This window comes from Reyranella soli (assembly GCF_007992495.1).
Lineage (GTDB): Bacteria > Pseudomonadota > Alphaproteobacteria > Reyranellales > Reyranellaceae > Reyranella > Reyranella soli.
The window spans coordinates 1-14129 of the sequence record NZ_BKAJ01000010.1 but is presented as its reverse complement, the minus strand read 5'-3'; the positions used below and the strand labels follow the sequence as shown (position 1 = coordinate 14129).

The 14129-nt window shown below is 66.3% G+C and carries 13 protein-coding genes; 1 reads left to right on the top strand and 12 read right to left on the bottom strand.

Annotated features, from left to right (window positions below; genetic code table 11):
* Positions 1-5: 5 nt before the first annotated feature.
* A complete protein-coding gene (locus RSO01_RS02895; protein ID WP_147146030.1) occupies positions 6-1805 on the bottom strand; it encodes an IlvD/Edd family dehydratase in 1800 nt (599 codons plus the stop codon).
* Between the two features lie 162 nt (positions 1806-1967).
* Positions 1968-3497: an FAD-dependent oxidoreductase gene (locus RSO01_RS02890; RefSeq protein WP_147146028.1), complete on the bottom strand. Its 1530-nt coding sequence runs from the start codon at positions 3495-3497 to the stop codon at positions 1968-1970.
* Positions 3498-3556: 59 nt separating this feature from the next.
* Here RSO01_RS02890 and RSO01_RS02885 point away from each other — a divergent pair, with 59 nt between their 5' ends.
* Positions 3557-4498, top strand: coding sequence for a sugar kinase (locus RSO01_RS02885; RefSeq protein WP_147146026.1), 942 nt, complete (start codon positions 3557-3559; stop codon positions 4496-4498).
* Here RSO01_RS02885 and RSO01_RS02880 read toward each other — a convergent pair.
* From RSO01_RS02880 to RSO01_RS02835, 10 genes are all read right to left on the bottom strand, one after another.
* Positions 4440-5435, bottom strand: a complete 996-nt coding sequence (locus RSO01_RS02880; RefSeq protein WP_147146024.1) for a sterol desaturase family protein — start codon at positions 5433-5435, stop codon at positions 4440-4442. The two genes, RSO01_RS02885 and RSO01_RS02880, sit on opposite strands and share 59 nt — an antisense overlap.
* A gap of 11 nt (positions 5436-5446) precedes the next feature.
* Positions 5447-6469, bottom strand: a complete 1023-nt coding sequence (locus RSO01_RS02875; protein ID WP_147146022.1) for a YncE family protein — start codon at positions 6467-6469, stop codon at positions 5447-5449.
* Between the two features lie 51 nt (positions 6470-6520).
* Positions 6521-7147 (bottom strand): bifunctional 4-hydroxy-2-oxoglutarate aldolase/2-dehydro-3-deoxy-phosphogluconate aldolase, encoded by a 627-nt coding sequence (eda, locus tag RSO01_RS02870; RefSeq protein WP_246157996.1) that lies wholly within the window; start codon positions 7145-7147, stop codon positions 6521-6523.
* Between the two features lie 2 nt (positions 7148-7149).
* Complete coding sequence (locus RSO01_RS02865; RefSeq protein WP_147146020.1) at positions 7150-7884, bottom strand: SDR family oxidoreductase; 735 nt, start codon at positions 7882-7884, stop codon at positions 7150-7152.
* A 32-nt stretch (positions 7885-7916) separates the two neighbouring features.
* The gene (locus RSO01_RS02860; RefSeq protein ID WP_147146018.1) at positions 7917-8921 is read right to left on the bottom strand and encodes a TAXI family TRAP transporter solute-binding subunit; all 1005 of its coding nucleotides are present in this window, start codon (positions 8919-8921) and stop codon (positions 7917-7919) included.
* Between the two features lie 62 nt (positions 8922-8983).
* Positions 8984-9730 carry an SIR2 family NAD-dependent protein deacylase gene (locus RSO01_RS02855; protein WP_147146016.1) on the bottom strand — a complete coding sequence of 249 codons (747 nt, stop codon included), beginning with the start codon at positions 9728-9730 and terminating at the stop codon, positions 8984-8986.
* Positions 9731-9751: 21 nt separating this feature from the next.
* Entirely contained in the window at positions 9752-10783 is a 1032-nt protein-coding gene (locus RSO01_RS02850; protein ID WP_147146014.1) for a hypothetical protein, read from the bottom strand.
* Between the two features lie 99 nt (positions 10784-10882).
* A complete protein-coding gene (locus tag RSO01_RS02845) occupies positions 10883-11674 on the bottom strand; it encodes an ABC transporter ATP-binding protein (protein ID WP_147146012.1) in 792 nt (263 codons plus the stop codon).
* Between the two features lie 64 nt (positions 11675-11738).
* Positions 11739-12989: an ABC transporter substrate-binding protein gene (locus tag RSO01_RS02840; RefSeq protein WP_147146010.1), complete on the bottom strand. Its 1251-nt coding sequence runs from the start codon at positions 12987-12989 to the stop codon at positions 11739-11741.
* Positions 12990-13021: 32 nt separating this feature from the next.
* The gene (locus tag RSO01_RS02835; protein WP_147146008.1) at positions 13022-14089 is read right to left on the bottom strand and encodes a branched-chain amino acid ABC transporter permease; all 1068 of its coding nucleotides are present in this window, start codon (positions 14087-14089) and stop codon (positions 13022-13024) included.
* Positions 14090-14129: the final 40 nt, after the last annotated feature.

The window sequence follows — 14129 nt, the reverse complement described above, 5'->3', positions numbered from 1 at the left end:
TCCCGCTAGTGCGAGTGCCGGGGCACGCCCTTGGTCTCGACGATCCTCTGGTAGTTGACCGCGAAGTCGAGGCAGGCGCCGCTGGCGAGCTGGCCGACGAACTTGCGCTGCAGCTCCTGCCACGGCGTCTGGCTTTCCTTGACGTGCGGCTTCCACGCCGCCTTGCGCTCGGCGAGTTCCTTCTCCGGGATCAGGATGTCGGCGCGCCGCTTGCCGATGTCGACGCGCACCTTGTCTCCCGTCTTGAGCAGCGCCAGCCCGCCGCCGACGGCGGCTTCCGGCGAGGCGTTGAGGATCGACGGGCTGGCTGACGTGCCACTCTGCCGGCCATCGCCGACGCAAGGCAGCAGCAGCACGCCACCCTTCACCAGCCGGTCGGGCGGCAGCATGTTCACCACCTCGGCCGCACCGGGATAGCCGACCGGGCCGACATTGCGGATGAACAGGATGCTGTTCTCGTCGATCGGCAGGGCGGGATCGTTGATGCGGTGGTGATAGTCCTCAGGCCCTTCGAACACGATCGCCGTGCCTTCGAAGGCGTCACGATCGCCTGGGCGCTCGAGATATTTCTTTCGGAACTCGTCCGAGATCACGGAGGTCTTCATGATCGCGGAGTCGAACAGGTTGCCCGACAGCACGGCGAAGCCCGCCTGCCCCAGCATCGGCTTGTCGTAGCTCTTGATGACGTCACCGTCGGCCGGCTTCGCCGTGGCGACGTTCTCCGCCATGGTCTTGCCGGTCACAGTGAGCGCATCGCCGTGGCCCTTTTTCTTCTTGAGGAGCTCAGCCATCACCGTCGGCACGCCGCCGGCGCGATGGAACGCCTCGCCGAGATACTTGCCGGCCGGCATGCAATTCACCAGCAGTGGAATGTCGTAGCCAACCTTGTCCCAATCGGCGTTGTCGAGCTTGACGCCGATATGGCGCGCAATGGCGTTGACGTGCGGTGGGCAGTTGGTCGAGGCGCCGAGCGCGCTCGCCGCCACGATGGCGTTCTCGAACGCCTTGCGTGTCAGGATGTCGGACGGCTTCAGGTCCTCCCACACCATGTCGACGATGCGCTTACCGGTCTCGTAGGCCATCTGACCGCGCTCGCGGTACGGCCCGGGAATTGCCGCGCAGCCGGTCAACGACAGGCCGAGCGCCTCGGCCATGCTGTTCATCGACAGTGCCGTGCCCATGGTGTTGCAGTGCCCGACGCTGGGCGCGCTCGACGCCACCATTTCGAGGAACTGCTTGAGGTCGATGCGGCCCGCCGCCAGCTCCTGGCGCGCGTACCAGACGACGGTGCCCGAGCCGGCCAGGCCGCCGGCGTAGTGGCCGTCGAGCATTGGACCGCCCGACAGCACGATGGAGGGAATGTTGACGGTGCAGGCGCCCATGATCATGGCGGGCGTGGTCTTGTCACAGCCCGTGGTCAGCACGACGCCGTCGAAGAAATAGCCGTACAGGCTCTCGACCAGGCTGAGATAGGCTAGGTTGCGATCGAGCGCCGCCGTCGGCCGCTTGCCCGTCTCCTGGATGGGGTGGACCGGGAACTCGATGGGGATGCCGCCGGCGTCGCGGATGCCATCGCGCACGCGCTCGGCAAGCTGCAGGTGATGGCGGTTGCAGGGCGAGAGATCGCTGCCGGTCTGGGCGATGCCGATGATCGGCCGGTTGCTGTGAAGCTCGGCCAGCGTCAGTCCGAAGTTCAGGTAGCGCTCGAGGTAGAGCGCGGCCATGGTCGGATCACCCGGCGCATCGAACCAGTCCCGGCTGCGCAGCCGGCGCTCCTTGCCATTGGCGCCCTTCTTGTCGACCATCCTCGTTCCTCCGATTTGTTGGTTTGGAGCCTAGCGCCGGGCGCGCTCTTGCGCACGTCCGTCGTTCGCTCACGCTGTCATCCCGAGCGCAGCGAGGGACCCTTCCTGTTGCCTAAAGGCCCCTCGCTTCGCTCGGGGTGACAGCGAGTCTCGGGGTGAAAATCACGCCGCCTGCCGCTCCATCGCGACCTCTTCCTGCAGGCTCGCGACGTCGCGGTAGATCGATGCCGCGGCGAGGGTGCGCCCACCCTGCTTGTAGCGTACCAGGCAGTCCCGGCCGGCGATGTCGCCGTCGACCAAAAGCTCGTCCCACTTCTCAGCGTGGCCGACATAGTTGATCGGCACGTCGTAGTGCTGGCTCCAGAAGAACGGCACGGCGTCGAATTTCTGGCGCAGCCCGAGCATGTTCTGGGCGGCAACCTGCCCCTGGCGCTCGGCAACCGCCCAGTGCTCGACGCGGATCGCCTGTCCGCTATGCGGGTCGGGCCAGCGTGCGATGTCGCCCGCTGCGTAAATGTCCGGCGCGCTGGTCGCCAGGAAGGCGTCGACGGCCAGGCCGCGATCGATCCTGAGCCCCGCCTTCTCCGCCAGCTCCAGCCGCGGCCGCACGCCGACACCCATGACCACGAGGTCCGTTTCCAGCGAGCCGCCACTCTTCAGCGTGGCCTTGCTGCCGGCGATGCCGGCCACCGTATCCTCGAGATGGAAGACGACGCCGTGCTCCTCGTGCAGGGCGCGCACGAAGTCGCCCATTCCCGGTCCGAGGATGCGCTCCATCGGCCGCTTCTCCGGCGCCACGACATGGACTTCGATACCGCGATGGCGCAGCGAGGCCGCGACCTCGAGGCCAATGAAGCTCGCGCCGATCACGAGCGCGCGCTTGGCCGACTTGGCACGCTCGATGATCGCCCGGCTGTCGGCCAGGCTGCGCAGCGTGTGGATCTGCGATGGCCCCGCGCCGGGAACGGGCAGTCGCACTGGTTCAGCACCCGTCGCCAGCAGCAGCCGGTCGTAGTCGACCTTGGTGCCGTCCGACAGCACTACCTCGTGCGCGCGGGCATCGATGCTCGCGACGTTGGCCTTGAGGCGGAGCTCGATGCCGTTCTCCGAATAGAAGTCGTCGCCGCGCATTGGGACCCATTCCTCGGGTGCGTTGCCCGCGAGGTAGTCCTTGGACAGGTTCGGCCGATCGACTGGCGCCGCATCGTCGTTGCTCAGCATGACGATGCTGCCCTTGTACTGCTCGCGCCGCAGCATCTCGGCGGCTGCGAAGCCGGCAGCGCCGCCGCCCACGATCACGACCTTGTCCAGCGCCTTGCCGCTCAGCTTGGAGCTGGGCTTGGCTGCAGCCGGCCGCTTCTCCTTGACGAAGATCTTGCCGTCGCGCTGCTCGACCGACCAGCAGTCGATGGCGCTGAAGGCCGGCGCCGCCAGTGCCTCGCCGCTGCGCAGGCTGAAGCAGGCGTGATGCCAGGGACAGCGCACGGTGTCGCCGACCAGCAATCCTTCGGCGAGCGGACCGTGATAGTGGCTGCAGTGAGCGCCGACGGCGAACAGCTCGGTACCCTGGCGGGCCACCATCACCTGCTCGTCGCCGACATGGCCTAAAAGCAGGGAGCCGTCGGCAAGATCGGCGAAGGCAACACCCTGGCTCAGATCGGGCCCGCTGGGCTTGGCGTCTTGCTCAGCCATTGCAATCTCCGTCGATCAGAGTTGAGTGCGAGATCGCACCATGGGAAACCTGGAGCGTCATGTCCACCTCCCCCGCTCTCGTTTCCATCGGCGAACCGCTGATCGAATTCAATCGGCCCAAGGAAGGCGACGGCCGCACCTGGCTGCAAGGCTTCGGCGGCGATTCGCAGAACGTCGCCATCGCCGCCACCCGCCAGGGAGCCTCGGCCGGCTACGTCACCAGCCTCGGCCAGGACTGGATGGGCGACGCCTTCCTCGAGCTCTGGCAGTCCGAAGGCCTCGATGCATCGTGCGTGAGCCGCCATCCCACGGCGCCGACCGGCGTCAGCTTCGTCACCCACGGCCTGGCCGGTCACAAGTTCGACTACCTGCGGAAGAACTCGGCTGCTTCGTTGATGACACCGGAGACCTTGCCGGCCGACTACATCGCGGGCGCCCGCTACTTCCACTTGTCGGCCATTGGCCAGGCGATCAGCGACACCGCGCGCAGGACCTGCGATGCCGCCGTTTCGGCCGCGCGTGCCGCCGGCGTGAAGATTTCCTACGACACCAACCTCAGGCTCCGGCTGTGGGAACTCGACGTTGCGCGGGCGACCATCGATGCCACAGTGGCTCGCTGTGACGTCCTCCTGCCAAGCTTGGACGATTCCCAGCAGCTCACCGGCCTCAAGGAGCCGGACGCCATCGTTGACTACTATCTCAAGGTCGGCGCGCCCGTCATTGCGCTAAAAATGTCGGCCGATGGCTGCCTGGTGGCGACGTCCAAGGAGCGGTTCCGAGTGCCCGGCCATCGCGTCGAAGCCGTCGACGCGACCGGTGCGGGCGATACGTTCGACGGCTCGTTCCTGGCGCGCCTGCTGGCGGGTGACGATCTCAAGGCCGCGGCGCGCTATGCCAATGTCGCGGCGGCGCTGTCGACCAAGGGCTACGGCGCGGTGACGCCTATTCCGCGGGCGGCCGAAGTCCGGGCTGAAATGGCGCGCGCAGGAAGCGCGGGGTGATCGCCCGCAGGAAGCGGCCGAATACCGTCACCTGCTGGACGGCCCAACCGCGACCGTTGTCGGCATCGATCACGGGATCGTCGACGCCCGTCGGACGGTGCTTGCCGTCGTAGATCGCCGTGCCGAACAGGATGTCCCAGATCGGGAAGACCGGCGCGAAATTGTGATCGTGGATGTGGCGCTCCTCGGGATTGGCGAGCGCGTGGTGCAGGCGATGGAAGCGCGGTCCAACGAGCAGCCGCTCGCCGATCCTGCCGAAGCTCATGTCGACGTTGGCATGGCTCCAGCTCTCGACCAGGCGGCCGACCACCAGGATGGTGACGTATTCGCCGGGCTGCACGCCGACCATCTGCGAGAACAGCACCAGGGCCAGCGTCGTCAAGAAGTCGTCGAGCACATGGTTGCGATCATCCGACCACACCGTCATGCGACGCTGGCTGTGATGCAGGCTGTGCAGGGCCCACCACCAGGGGATGGCGTGCTGGGCGCGGTGCAGCCAGTAGGCGGCGAAATCGTAGAGCACGAAGTAGACCAGGAACGAGGCGAGCACGTTGTCGCCCAGCCACGGCACCAGTCGCTCGATCCGTGGCGGCGCCATGCCCCAGCTGCGCATCAGCAGCTCGATCTCCTGGGAGATCGGATAGGTGATGACGAAAATCGCGAAGGGGATGATGCCGAGCTTGTTCAGCACGGTGTAGACGCGGTCGACGCCGATCAGGCGGTCGTCACCCGTCTTCTCGAGCGGCCAGCGCTTCTCGAAGAAGCGCATGCCGAGCGCGATCACCGCAATCTGCAGGGCGCCCAGCATGACGAATTCGACGGCGTTGTAGGCCGGCTCGTACCAGGCCATCTGGCCGAGCCAGAAGATCACCGGCCCGACGAAGGTCTCGAACAGCCAGTTCTGGACGCCAACCCAGAGATCGGTAAGCTCGCCCATCGGCGCGCTGCCTATCGTGTCGTGCCGGAGCCCGTCGACACCGCGCGCAATGGTCCGCCGGCCGGACTCACAGGCGATCCCGGTGCGGCCGGTCCCGACTTCAACATGTACACGCCGTGCGGCGACTTGCCGACGGGAATGCTGGCCACGACTTTCATCTGCTCGAGGTCGACCACGGCGACGCGGCGCAGGAAGCGCTGGGTCACCCACAGCTCCTTGCCATCGGCCGTGATGTCCATGCAGTCAGGACCGCCCGGCACCTTGATGGAGCCGGTGAGTTTCATGTCCTGCGTGTCGATCAGCGAGACGCTCCCCTCGACACGGTTGCTCACGAACCAGTGGCGGCCATCGCCCTTGGGCCAGAAATTGTGCGCCCCCTTGCCGGTCTGCAGGCGGCCCGTGACCTTGCCGTCCTTGGGGTCGACGACCGCGACGCCATCCTCGCCGGTCAGCGCCACCAGCAGGCGATTGTTGTCAGGCAGCATGAGAACACCGGCCGGCGTGTTGCCCACGGGAACGTTCCACTTCAGGGTCTGCGTCGCGAGGTCGAACGCGGCGAGACGGCCGCTCTGCTGCAGGGACACGAACACGGTCTTGGACTCGGCGTCGAACGCCATGTGGCTCGGCAGCCCGTCGATGAAGATGCGGCCGGCGAGCTTGAAGCCGTCGGCATGGAAGATGTCGACGTGATCCAGCCGGTAGGCGACCGTGACGAACCACTTGCCGTCACGGCTGAAGCCCAGTTGGTAGGGATCGATGATGTTGGCAATGACGCGACGCCGGTCGCCGGTGTTGGAATCGAGGGCCAGCAGCTCGTTGGTCGCGGTCGACCCGATCAGCACTTCCTTGCCGTCGGGCGTCGGCATCAGGTGATGCGGCTCGCGCCCGACCGGCAGACGCGCCAGCTCGGTGCGGGTGGCGCGGCTCAGGATGCTGTAGGAGGCTTCCTCGGAATTCAGGACGAGGACCGCATCGGCCTTTGCGGTGCCAACAACGGCCAACAACATGGTCGCCGCAATCGCCAATCTCTTCATGAAGAAAGCCCGTCCTTGCACCACCTTTGAAGCACCTTTCCTCGCATTATGCTAGGACCGTTTATAATTTGACGCTGCGGCGGCGAGCCGCTCGATCTGTGACCAATCTTTGGCATCTACTGCCGCGGCCGGCGCGACCCACGAGCCGCCGACACAGGTGACGTTGTGCAATGCCAGATAGGCCTGGGCTGTGTCGGCACCGATACCGCCGGTCGGACAGAAGCGCAGCCCGGCCAGCGGCGCGCCCACCGCCTTCAGCCAAGCCAGCCCACCCGCAGGCGCGGCCGGGAAGAACTTCAGGACCCGATAGCCCTGCTCGGCCAAGAGCATCGCCTCCGACACCGTTTGCACGCCGGGCAGGAACGGCAGGCCGGCGGCTTTTGTTGCTGTGACAAGGTCCGGCGTGCTGCCCGGACTGACGGCGAACTTCGCTCCCAGCCTCTGAATTTGCTCGACCTGGGCAGCTACCAGGACCGTGCCGGCCCCCACCACGGCGTCGGGCACTTCCTTGGCGATCGCCTCCAAGGCTTCCATCGCGGTGCGGGTGCGAAGCGTTATCTCCAGCACCGGCAAGCCGCCCTTCACCAGCGCCCGGGCGAGCGGCACGCCGTCGGCCGGCCGCTCGATGGTCAGCACCGGGATGACCGGGGCCAGGGCCGTGATGGCGGAGATATCCACCGTCAGACGCTCCAGCCGCCATCGATCACGTTGACCGTACCGGTCGTGAAGGCCGCTTCGTCGCTGGCCAGGTAGACGGCCAGGGCCGCGATCTCCTCGGCCGAGCCGAAGCGGCCGGTCGGCTGGCGCTGCATGAAGAACTTGCGCGCATCCTGTCCGCCGCCCAGGGAGGCGATGCGCTCGTCGAGCGACGGCGTCTGGACGGTGCCGGGGCAGATCGCGTTGCAGCGCACACCCTTGGCGACATAGTCGACCGCCACCGACTTGGTGAGGCCGATGACGGCGGCCTTGGTGGTGCCGTAGATGCAGCGCAACGCGGCGCCCTTCACCGACGAGGCGGCCGACGACATGTTGACGATCGAGCCGCCGCCCTTCTCCAGCATACCGGGCAGGAAGGCCTGGATGGTCCAGAACATGCTGCGGACATTGAGGTTGAAGGCGAAGGCCCACTGATCGTCCGTGGCGTCCAGCACCGCGCCGTGATGGACGAAGCCCGCGCAGTTGAACAGCACGTCCACCGCACCGGTTTGCTTGGCCAGGGCGGCGATGGCGGCCTTGTCGAGGACGTCGAGCTTGTGGGTGCGGATGCCCTCGGCGCCCTTCAGCGCCGCAAGCTTGCCCTCGTCCACGTCGGTCGCCCAGACCGTCGCGCCTTCGCGCGCGAACGCCCGTGCCGTCGCCGCACCGATCCCCTGCCCCGCCGCCGTGACGACGCAGGCCTTACCCTTCAACCGCATGACATTCTCCGATAGCGCTGCCAACCAGGCGCCTACTTGATGAGGCCCTTCTCCTTGTAGAACTTCTCCGCCCCGGCATGCAGCGGGATGCCCAGGCCCTGTGTCGCTGTCTCGAGCTTGATCACCTTGCCCTTGGAATGGCCGGAATCGAGCAGCTTGCGCGTGCTGGGGTTCCACAGCGCGGCAGTGATGCCGTAGATGAGCTGATCGGGCTGCTTGCTCGAGGTTGCCCAGATGGCGTTGACACTTACTGTCTTCACGCCTGCGGTGCCCTTGTAGGCGCCTTCGGGAATTTCGTCGATGGCGAAGAAGCTGTACACCTTGACTAGGCTCTCGGCCTCCGGCCCGTCGATCGGCACCAGGTCGATGCCGGTGGTCGCGGCCAGCTCGGCGATGGCGCCCAGCGGCCAGCCGGAGACGCTGAAGAAGGCGTCGAGGGCGTTATCCTTCAGCTTGTCAGCCGCCTGCTGCGACTTGAGGTACTCCGCCTTCAGGTCCTTCTCGGTCAGGCCGTAGGCGGCCAGGATCAGGCGGGCATCGACCAGCGTGCCGGAGCCGGGCTCATCGAGCGAGACGCGCTTGCCCGCGAGGTCCTTGACCGTCTTGATGCCGGCGCCCTTGCGCGCGACCAGGTGGAAGGTCTCGGGATAGAGGTTGGCGATGGCGCGCAGCACGTCGACCTTGGGCCGGCCTTCGTAGATGCCGCTGGCGTTGAACGCCCAGTAGGCAACATCCGACTGGGTGAAGCCCGACTGCGCCGAGCCGCCGGCAATGGCGCTGACATTGGCGACCGAGCCGTTGGAGGCCACCGCCGTCGCGACCAGGCCCGGCACGCCGCACGAGCCGCCGTCGGCACAGGTCCGGGAGCCCGGCGGGTTGGAGATGGCGTTGGCGATCAGGCCGCCGATCGGGAAATAGGTGCCGGCCGTGCCGCCGGTGGCGATGCGGAAGAACGTGATGTCCTGGGCGAGCGTCGGTGAGGCTGCCAGTGCCGTGCCCAGACCGCCGAGCAACATGCTCCTGCGATTGATCCTCATCCTCGCCTCCTCGACAGAAAACGATTTAACCGCTTCCCATCGCGTGCCGCAACGAAGACCGGTCAGTTCACGCCAACAGCTTTGCTCATGGTCGGACCTATCTCGGCGTGGATCACCAGGTCGGCGTCGTCGTCCTGGTCGGTCGCCTCGCGATTGACGATCACCAGCTTCGCACCCTTGCGCTTGGCGATGCGCGGGAAGCCCGCCGCCGGATAGACCACCAGGGAGCTCCCGAGCACGATGAAGAGGTCACAGTTCATCGTCTCGTCCTGGGCGCGCGCCATCTGGATCTCGGGCATGGCCTGGCCGAAGGAGATGGTCGCCGTCTTCACGATGCCGTCGCATTTCTCGCACAAAGGCAGCTTGCCCGAGCCGAGGAAGGCCTTCCTGATCGGTCCGAGCTCATGGCGATGGCCGCAATCGAGGCAGCTGGCATAGGTCGTATTGCCATGCAGCTCGATGATCTTGGAATCGGGCACGCCCGAGAGCTGGTGCAGGCCGTCGATATTCTGGGTGATGATGGAGGTCATGCGCCCCTGCTCGATCAGCTTCGCGAGCGCGCGGTGGCCTGCATTGGGCTCGGCCTTGATCATGGTCTCGTCGGTCGCGAACTTGCGCCGCCAGGACTCGCGGCGCATCTCCTCCGACGCCATGAAATCGTCGAAGTAGATCGGCTGGTACTTGGTCCAGATGCCGCCCGGCGAGCGGAAGTCCGGAATGCCGGATTCGGTGGAGATGCCCGCGCCAGTGAAGGCGACGATGCGCCGGGCCGAGCCGATCGCGTCCTTGAGGCGTTCGATGTCGTCCATATGCCCTCCTCGTACTCTTTGTCAGGGTGCCGGCATGCTCGGATTGTGTGCCGCGCAGCCCACCAGGCTCCGGCCCTCGCTCCTGATCTGGACGTAGTAGGCGAACAGCGAGCCCGATTGGGAATCCACGCAGCGCTGCTCGGTGATCAGGATCACGGGTTCGGCGGCCTCGGTCGACTGGTACATGATGGTGCCGTCCTGTCTCTGGGGGCCGCCGTGGGTCACGCGCTGCGTCGGCGGGCCGCCCAGCAGGCTGATGACCAGGTCGCGGGCCGTCACTTCCAATCGCCAGGGTGGATCGTTGCCCGAGCCGATCCATTCTCGATGATCGAAACGCTCGCGGCAGCCGGCGGTCTCGACCGACGCCCGGCGCAGTTCCAGGGCGGCGATGCCCGCCCCCAGCCCGACCTCGCGGCTGCCATACAGCTCGACGAACATCGGCCGGCCCTCCTTGCCTGCCGTCAGCTCGCGCAGCGCGCGGGTGAGTTCCTGCTCCGGCGTGCGGTCCTCCAGGGTGAGCGGCGAGCCATCGCACGGCAGGAGCTGCAGGCGGCCGCCGAGGTCGCGCACCAGACCGCGCAGCCGGACGGCGCTTGCCGGCAAGACCGTGCGCGTCGGCTCGCTCAAGGCCGGTGGCGCGCCGAGCGGCAGGGTCGGCGTGTCGGTCGTGGGCGGCGCCGGCGCTGGCGTTCCACCTCGCGTCACGGGCGTGGGCGCCCCGCGCGTCGCCAATGCCGGCAGGGCATAGAAGAAGAGCGGCCGGCGCTGGGCGTCGAGCAGGCAGACGAAGTGCGTCTCGAAGGGCGGGCCGTTGCGGAAAGTGAGCTTGCCGCGCAGCGTCAGCGCCGCACTGACGGTCTGCGATCCCGCCTTGGCCTCGACCCGCTCGAGCGCCGGCGGCGGAAACTCGAGCGCGATGATGCGATCGATCGACGGGCTGAGCTTGCGGTACTGCGCCTCGCCGAACGCCGCGCACTGCTGGGCGAGCTGCGTCTGCCCCGCTGCGGGCAGGGCGATGATGAGAGCAACCAGGAACGCCAAGGCGGGCCGCATGACGCCAGCCTAGCGCTCATCCATCGGTGCGTCATGATCTTCCGGACCGCCGGCCTCTGGCCGGCATCATGAGCGGCCAGAGGCCGGCGGTCCGGAAGACTAAGACAGCCAGCGCTTGCGGCGCTTGTAATGCTTGGTATCGCGGTAGGACTTGCGCGCCCCGCCTTCGTTCAGACCGAGGTAGAATTCCTTGATGTCGGAATTGTCGCGCAGCTTGGCAGCCGGGCCTTCCAGCACGATGCGGCCGTTTTCCATGACATAGCCGTGGTCGGCCACGGCCAGCGCCATGGTGGCGTTCTGCTCGACCAGCAGCACCGAGAGCTTCTCCTGCTTCACCAGGCGGCTCACGATGCCGAAGATCTCCTCGACCAGCATGGGAGCGAGGCCGAGCGACGGCTCGTCGAGCAGCACGACCTTGGGCTGGCTCATCAGCGCGCGGCCGATCGCCAGCATCTGCTGCTCGCCGCCCGACAGATAGCCCGACACCTGATGGCGCCGCTCCTTGAGCCGCGGGAAATAGGAAAAGACGAGGTCGATGCCCTGCTTCACCGCGGCAGCCGTCTGGACGTGGCCGCCGGCGATCAGGTTCTCTTCGGTCGTCAGGTTCTCGAACACCCGCCGGCCCTCGAACACCTGGACCAGGCCGAGGCGCGTCACGTCGTGCGCGCGCATGCCGTCGATGCGCTTGTCACCGAGCTGCACCGTGCCCTTTGTGACCTCGCCGCGCTCCGAGCGCAACACGCCGGAAATCGCCTTCAGCGTCGTCGTCTTGCCGGCGCCGTTGGCGCCCAGCAAGGTCGTGATCTGGCCGTCGCCGACGTCGATCGACACGCCCTTCAGGACGAGGATGACGCGGTCGTAGACGACTTCGATGTTGTTGATGGCCAGCATGGAACTCCCCAGCTGTGCGATGGAATGGGCGGCGAGGTCATCGCCGCCCACCCCTTTTTCAATTTCAGGACTTCGAAGCGTCCGCCGCGAGGTGCTTCAGGATGAGCGGCCGGTAGCCCTGGAACCACTCCTTGGTGCGGACGAGCTTGCCGCCCTTGACGGTCCAGATCTCGACCCAGCCGCCGCCTTCATGGTCGGCCGGCGTGATCTCCATCGGCGGCACCAGTCCGCCCAGGGTGAACCCCTTGACCGACTCCATGCCCTTCTTGACCTCTTCAGAAGTCGGCGTGGCGCCGCCCTTGGCCTTGATGGCGTTGCGCAGGGCCTCGACATGCAGCGCTGCGATCAGCACGCCGCGATTGTAGAGAACCGTCGAGTCCATTTCCTTCGGCGCCGCCTTGCCTTGCGCCTTGTACATGGCCTCGATGTCCTTCAGCGCCTGGAAGTCCTTGCCGACGCCGGCGAACTGGATGGTGTTGTAGCCTTCGGCCATGCCCATGCCGCCCGCGGCGATGATGTCGGCTTCCGAGCTCGCCCACACCAGCCCGACGACCTTGCTGAGCGGGAAGCCCTTGCCCTTCAGCTCCTTGATGGAGACCGAGGGGGCGCGCCCGAACAGGTGGGAGATAATGAAGTCCGGCTTGAAGCGGCCGGTGATGTCAAGGATCTGCGCCCCCATCTCGAGACCCGGTGCGGGCACCGCGAAGGTGCGCATCTCGAAGCCTTCGTCCTTGGCGAGGTCTTCGAGGACAGCCAGCGGCTCCTTGCCGGCCGGGTTGTCGTAATAGATGTAGGCGATCTTCTTGCCCTTGAGGCTGCCGCCGAGCTGCTGCTTGGCGAAGGCGACCGCCGCACCCGCCTGGGACCAGTAACTGGCCGCAATCGGGAACGTATAGGGATAGCGCTTGCCGTCAGCCGACGCGGCGGTGCCGAAGCCGGGCGACGTGCCGAGGATCTTGTCCTCTTCCAGTTTCTTGTTCAGCGCTGCGGTCTGCGGCGTGCCGTAGAGGCCTTCCAGCAACGCGCCTTCCTTCTTGAAGCGCTCATGCGCTTCGATGGCCGGCGGCACCTTGTACTCGTTGTCGATCTCGAGGACCTTGATCTTGTGGCCCTCGACGCCGCCCTTGCTGTTGATCAGGGCAATGTAGTCCTGGTAGCCGGGGCACAGCACGGTGCCCACGTTCGCCGTCGGCCCGGTGCGGTCGCACTGAAGGCCGAAGATGACTTCCTTCTGGGCGAAGGCTTGGCCCCCGCCGATGGCCAGGGCCGCGGTCGTTGCCGCCACTCCCAGCAGACTCTTACCGAACCTCGTCATGGGTTCCTCCCTTTCCAACGACCGCCCCGCTCCTAGTAGGAGAAGGGCCAAACCCGGAAGTAGCTCCGGATATTCCTCCACAGACGGTTGAGCCCCTCGGGCTCGACGATGAGAAAGAAGATGATCAGCGCGCCGAATACGCCCAGCCGCAGCCCCGAGATCACGTTGGCCATCTCGGCCGCGGTGAAGAACAGGGCGCCGACATTCTCCATGAGAATGCGGATGGCGATGGGCAGCAGTGTGACGAAAATCGCGCCGAGGATCGATCCCAGGACCGAGCCCAGCCCGCCGATGATGATCATGGCGAGGTAGTCGATCGAGACGATGAGCTGGAACTGCTCGTAGTTGGCGATGCCGAAATAGTAGGTGTAGAGCACGCCGCAGACGCCCGCATAGAAGGACGAGATCGCGAAGGCGAGCAGCTTGTAGCGGTAGATGTTGATGCCGATGATCTCGGCCGCGATATCCTGATCGCGCACCGCCACGAAGGCGCGGCCGACGCGGCTGCGCACCAGGTTCAGGGTGGCGATGATGGCAATCACGGCGAAGAACAGCAGGAAGAAATAGAGCCTGCCCTGGGTGTTGAAGGCGAAGCCGAACAGGCTCGGACGGTCGACCTCGATCGAGGCCTGGGCGCCGCCCGAGATCGCCGGCACGCGGTTGATCGTCCATTCGATGATGAGCTGGCCGGCCAGGGTGGCGATCGCGAGATAGAGGCCCTTGATGCGCAGGCTCGGCATGCCGACGACGACGCCGATCAGCGCCGCCATCAGGCCGCCCGCCGGCAAGGTCAGCCAGAACGGCAGGCCGAGCTTCACGGCGAGATTGGCCGCGGTGTAGGCGCCGACCGACATGAAGGCGCCGTGGCCGATCGAGATCTGGCCGGTGTAGCCCACCAGGATGTTGAGCCCAAGCGCGCCGACGATGGCGATGAAGATCAGGTTCAGGATCGACAGGTAATATTCGTGCACCATCATCGGGACGATCAGCACGAAGATCACCGCCAGCGCGATCATCGTCCATTTGGCGATCGGCAGCGGGTAAAGCGCCATGTCGGCGGCGTAGGTCGTCTTGAAGACTCCGGACTCGCGATGGAACATGGTCAGGCACGCTCCAGTGGCGCGTCATGTCTTGCCGGAG

Coding starts and splice junctions, on each gene's coding strand:
- RSO01_RS02895 (WP_147146030.1), bottom strand. CDS start 1,805: ATGGTCGACAAGAAGGGCGCCAATGGCAAGGAGCGCCGGCTGCGCAGC.
- RSO01_RS02890 (WP_147146028.1), bottom strand. CDS start 3,497: ATGGCTGAGCAAGACGCCAAGCCCAGCGGGCCCGATCTGAGCCAGGGT.
- RSO01_RS02885 (WP_147146026.1), top strand. CDS start 3,557: ATGTCCACCTCCCCCGCTCTCGTTTCCATCGGCGAACCGCTGATCGAA.
- RSO01_RS02880 (WP_147146024.1), bottom strand. CDS start 5,435: ATGGGCGAGCTTACCGATCTCTGGGTTGGCGTCCAGAACTGGCTGTTC.
- RSO01_RS02875 (WP_147146022.1), bottom strand. CDS start 6,469: ATGAAGAGATTGGCGATTGCGGCGACCATGTTGTTGGCCGTTGTTGGC.
- RSO01_RS02865 (WP_147146020.1), bottom strand. CDS start 7,884: ATGCGGTTGAAGGGTAAGGCCTGCGTCGTCACGGCGGCGGGGCAGGGG.
- RSO01_RS02860 (WP_147146018.1), bottom strand. CDS start 8,921: ATGAGGATCAATCGCAGGAGCATGTTGCTCGGCGGTCTGGGCACGGCA.
- RSO01_RS02855 (WP_147146016.1), bottom strand. CDS start 9,730: ATGGACGACATCGAACGCCTCAAGGACGCGATCGGCTCGGCCCGGCGC.
- RSO01_RS02850 (WP_147146014.1), bottom strand. CDS start 10,783: ATGCGGCCCGCCTTGGCGTTCCTGGTTGCTCTCATCATCGCCCTGCCC.
- RSO01_RS02845 (WP_147146012.1), bottom strand. CDS start 11,674: ATGCTGGCCATCAACAACATCGAAGTCGTCTACGACCGCGTCATCCTC.
- RSO01_RS02840 (WP_147146010.1), bottom strand. CDS start 12,989: ATGACGAGGTTCGGTAAGAGTCTGCTGGGAGTGGCGGCAACGACCGCG.
- RSO01_RS02835 (WP_147146008.1), bottom strand. CDS start 14,089: ATGTTCCATCGCGAGTCCGGAGTCTTCAAGACGACCTACGCCGCCGAC.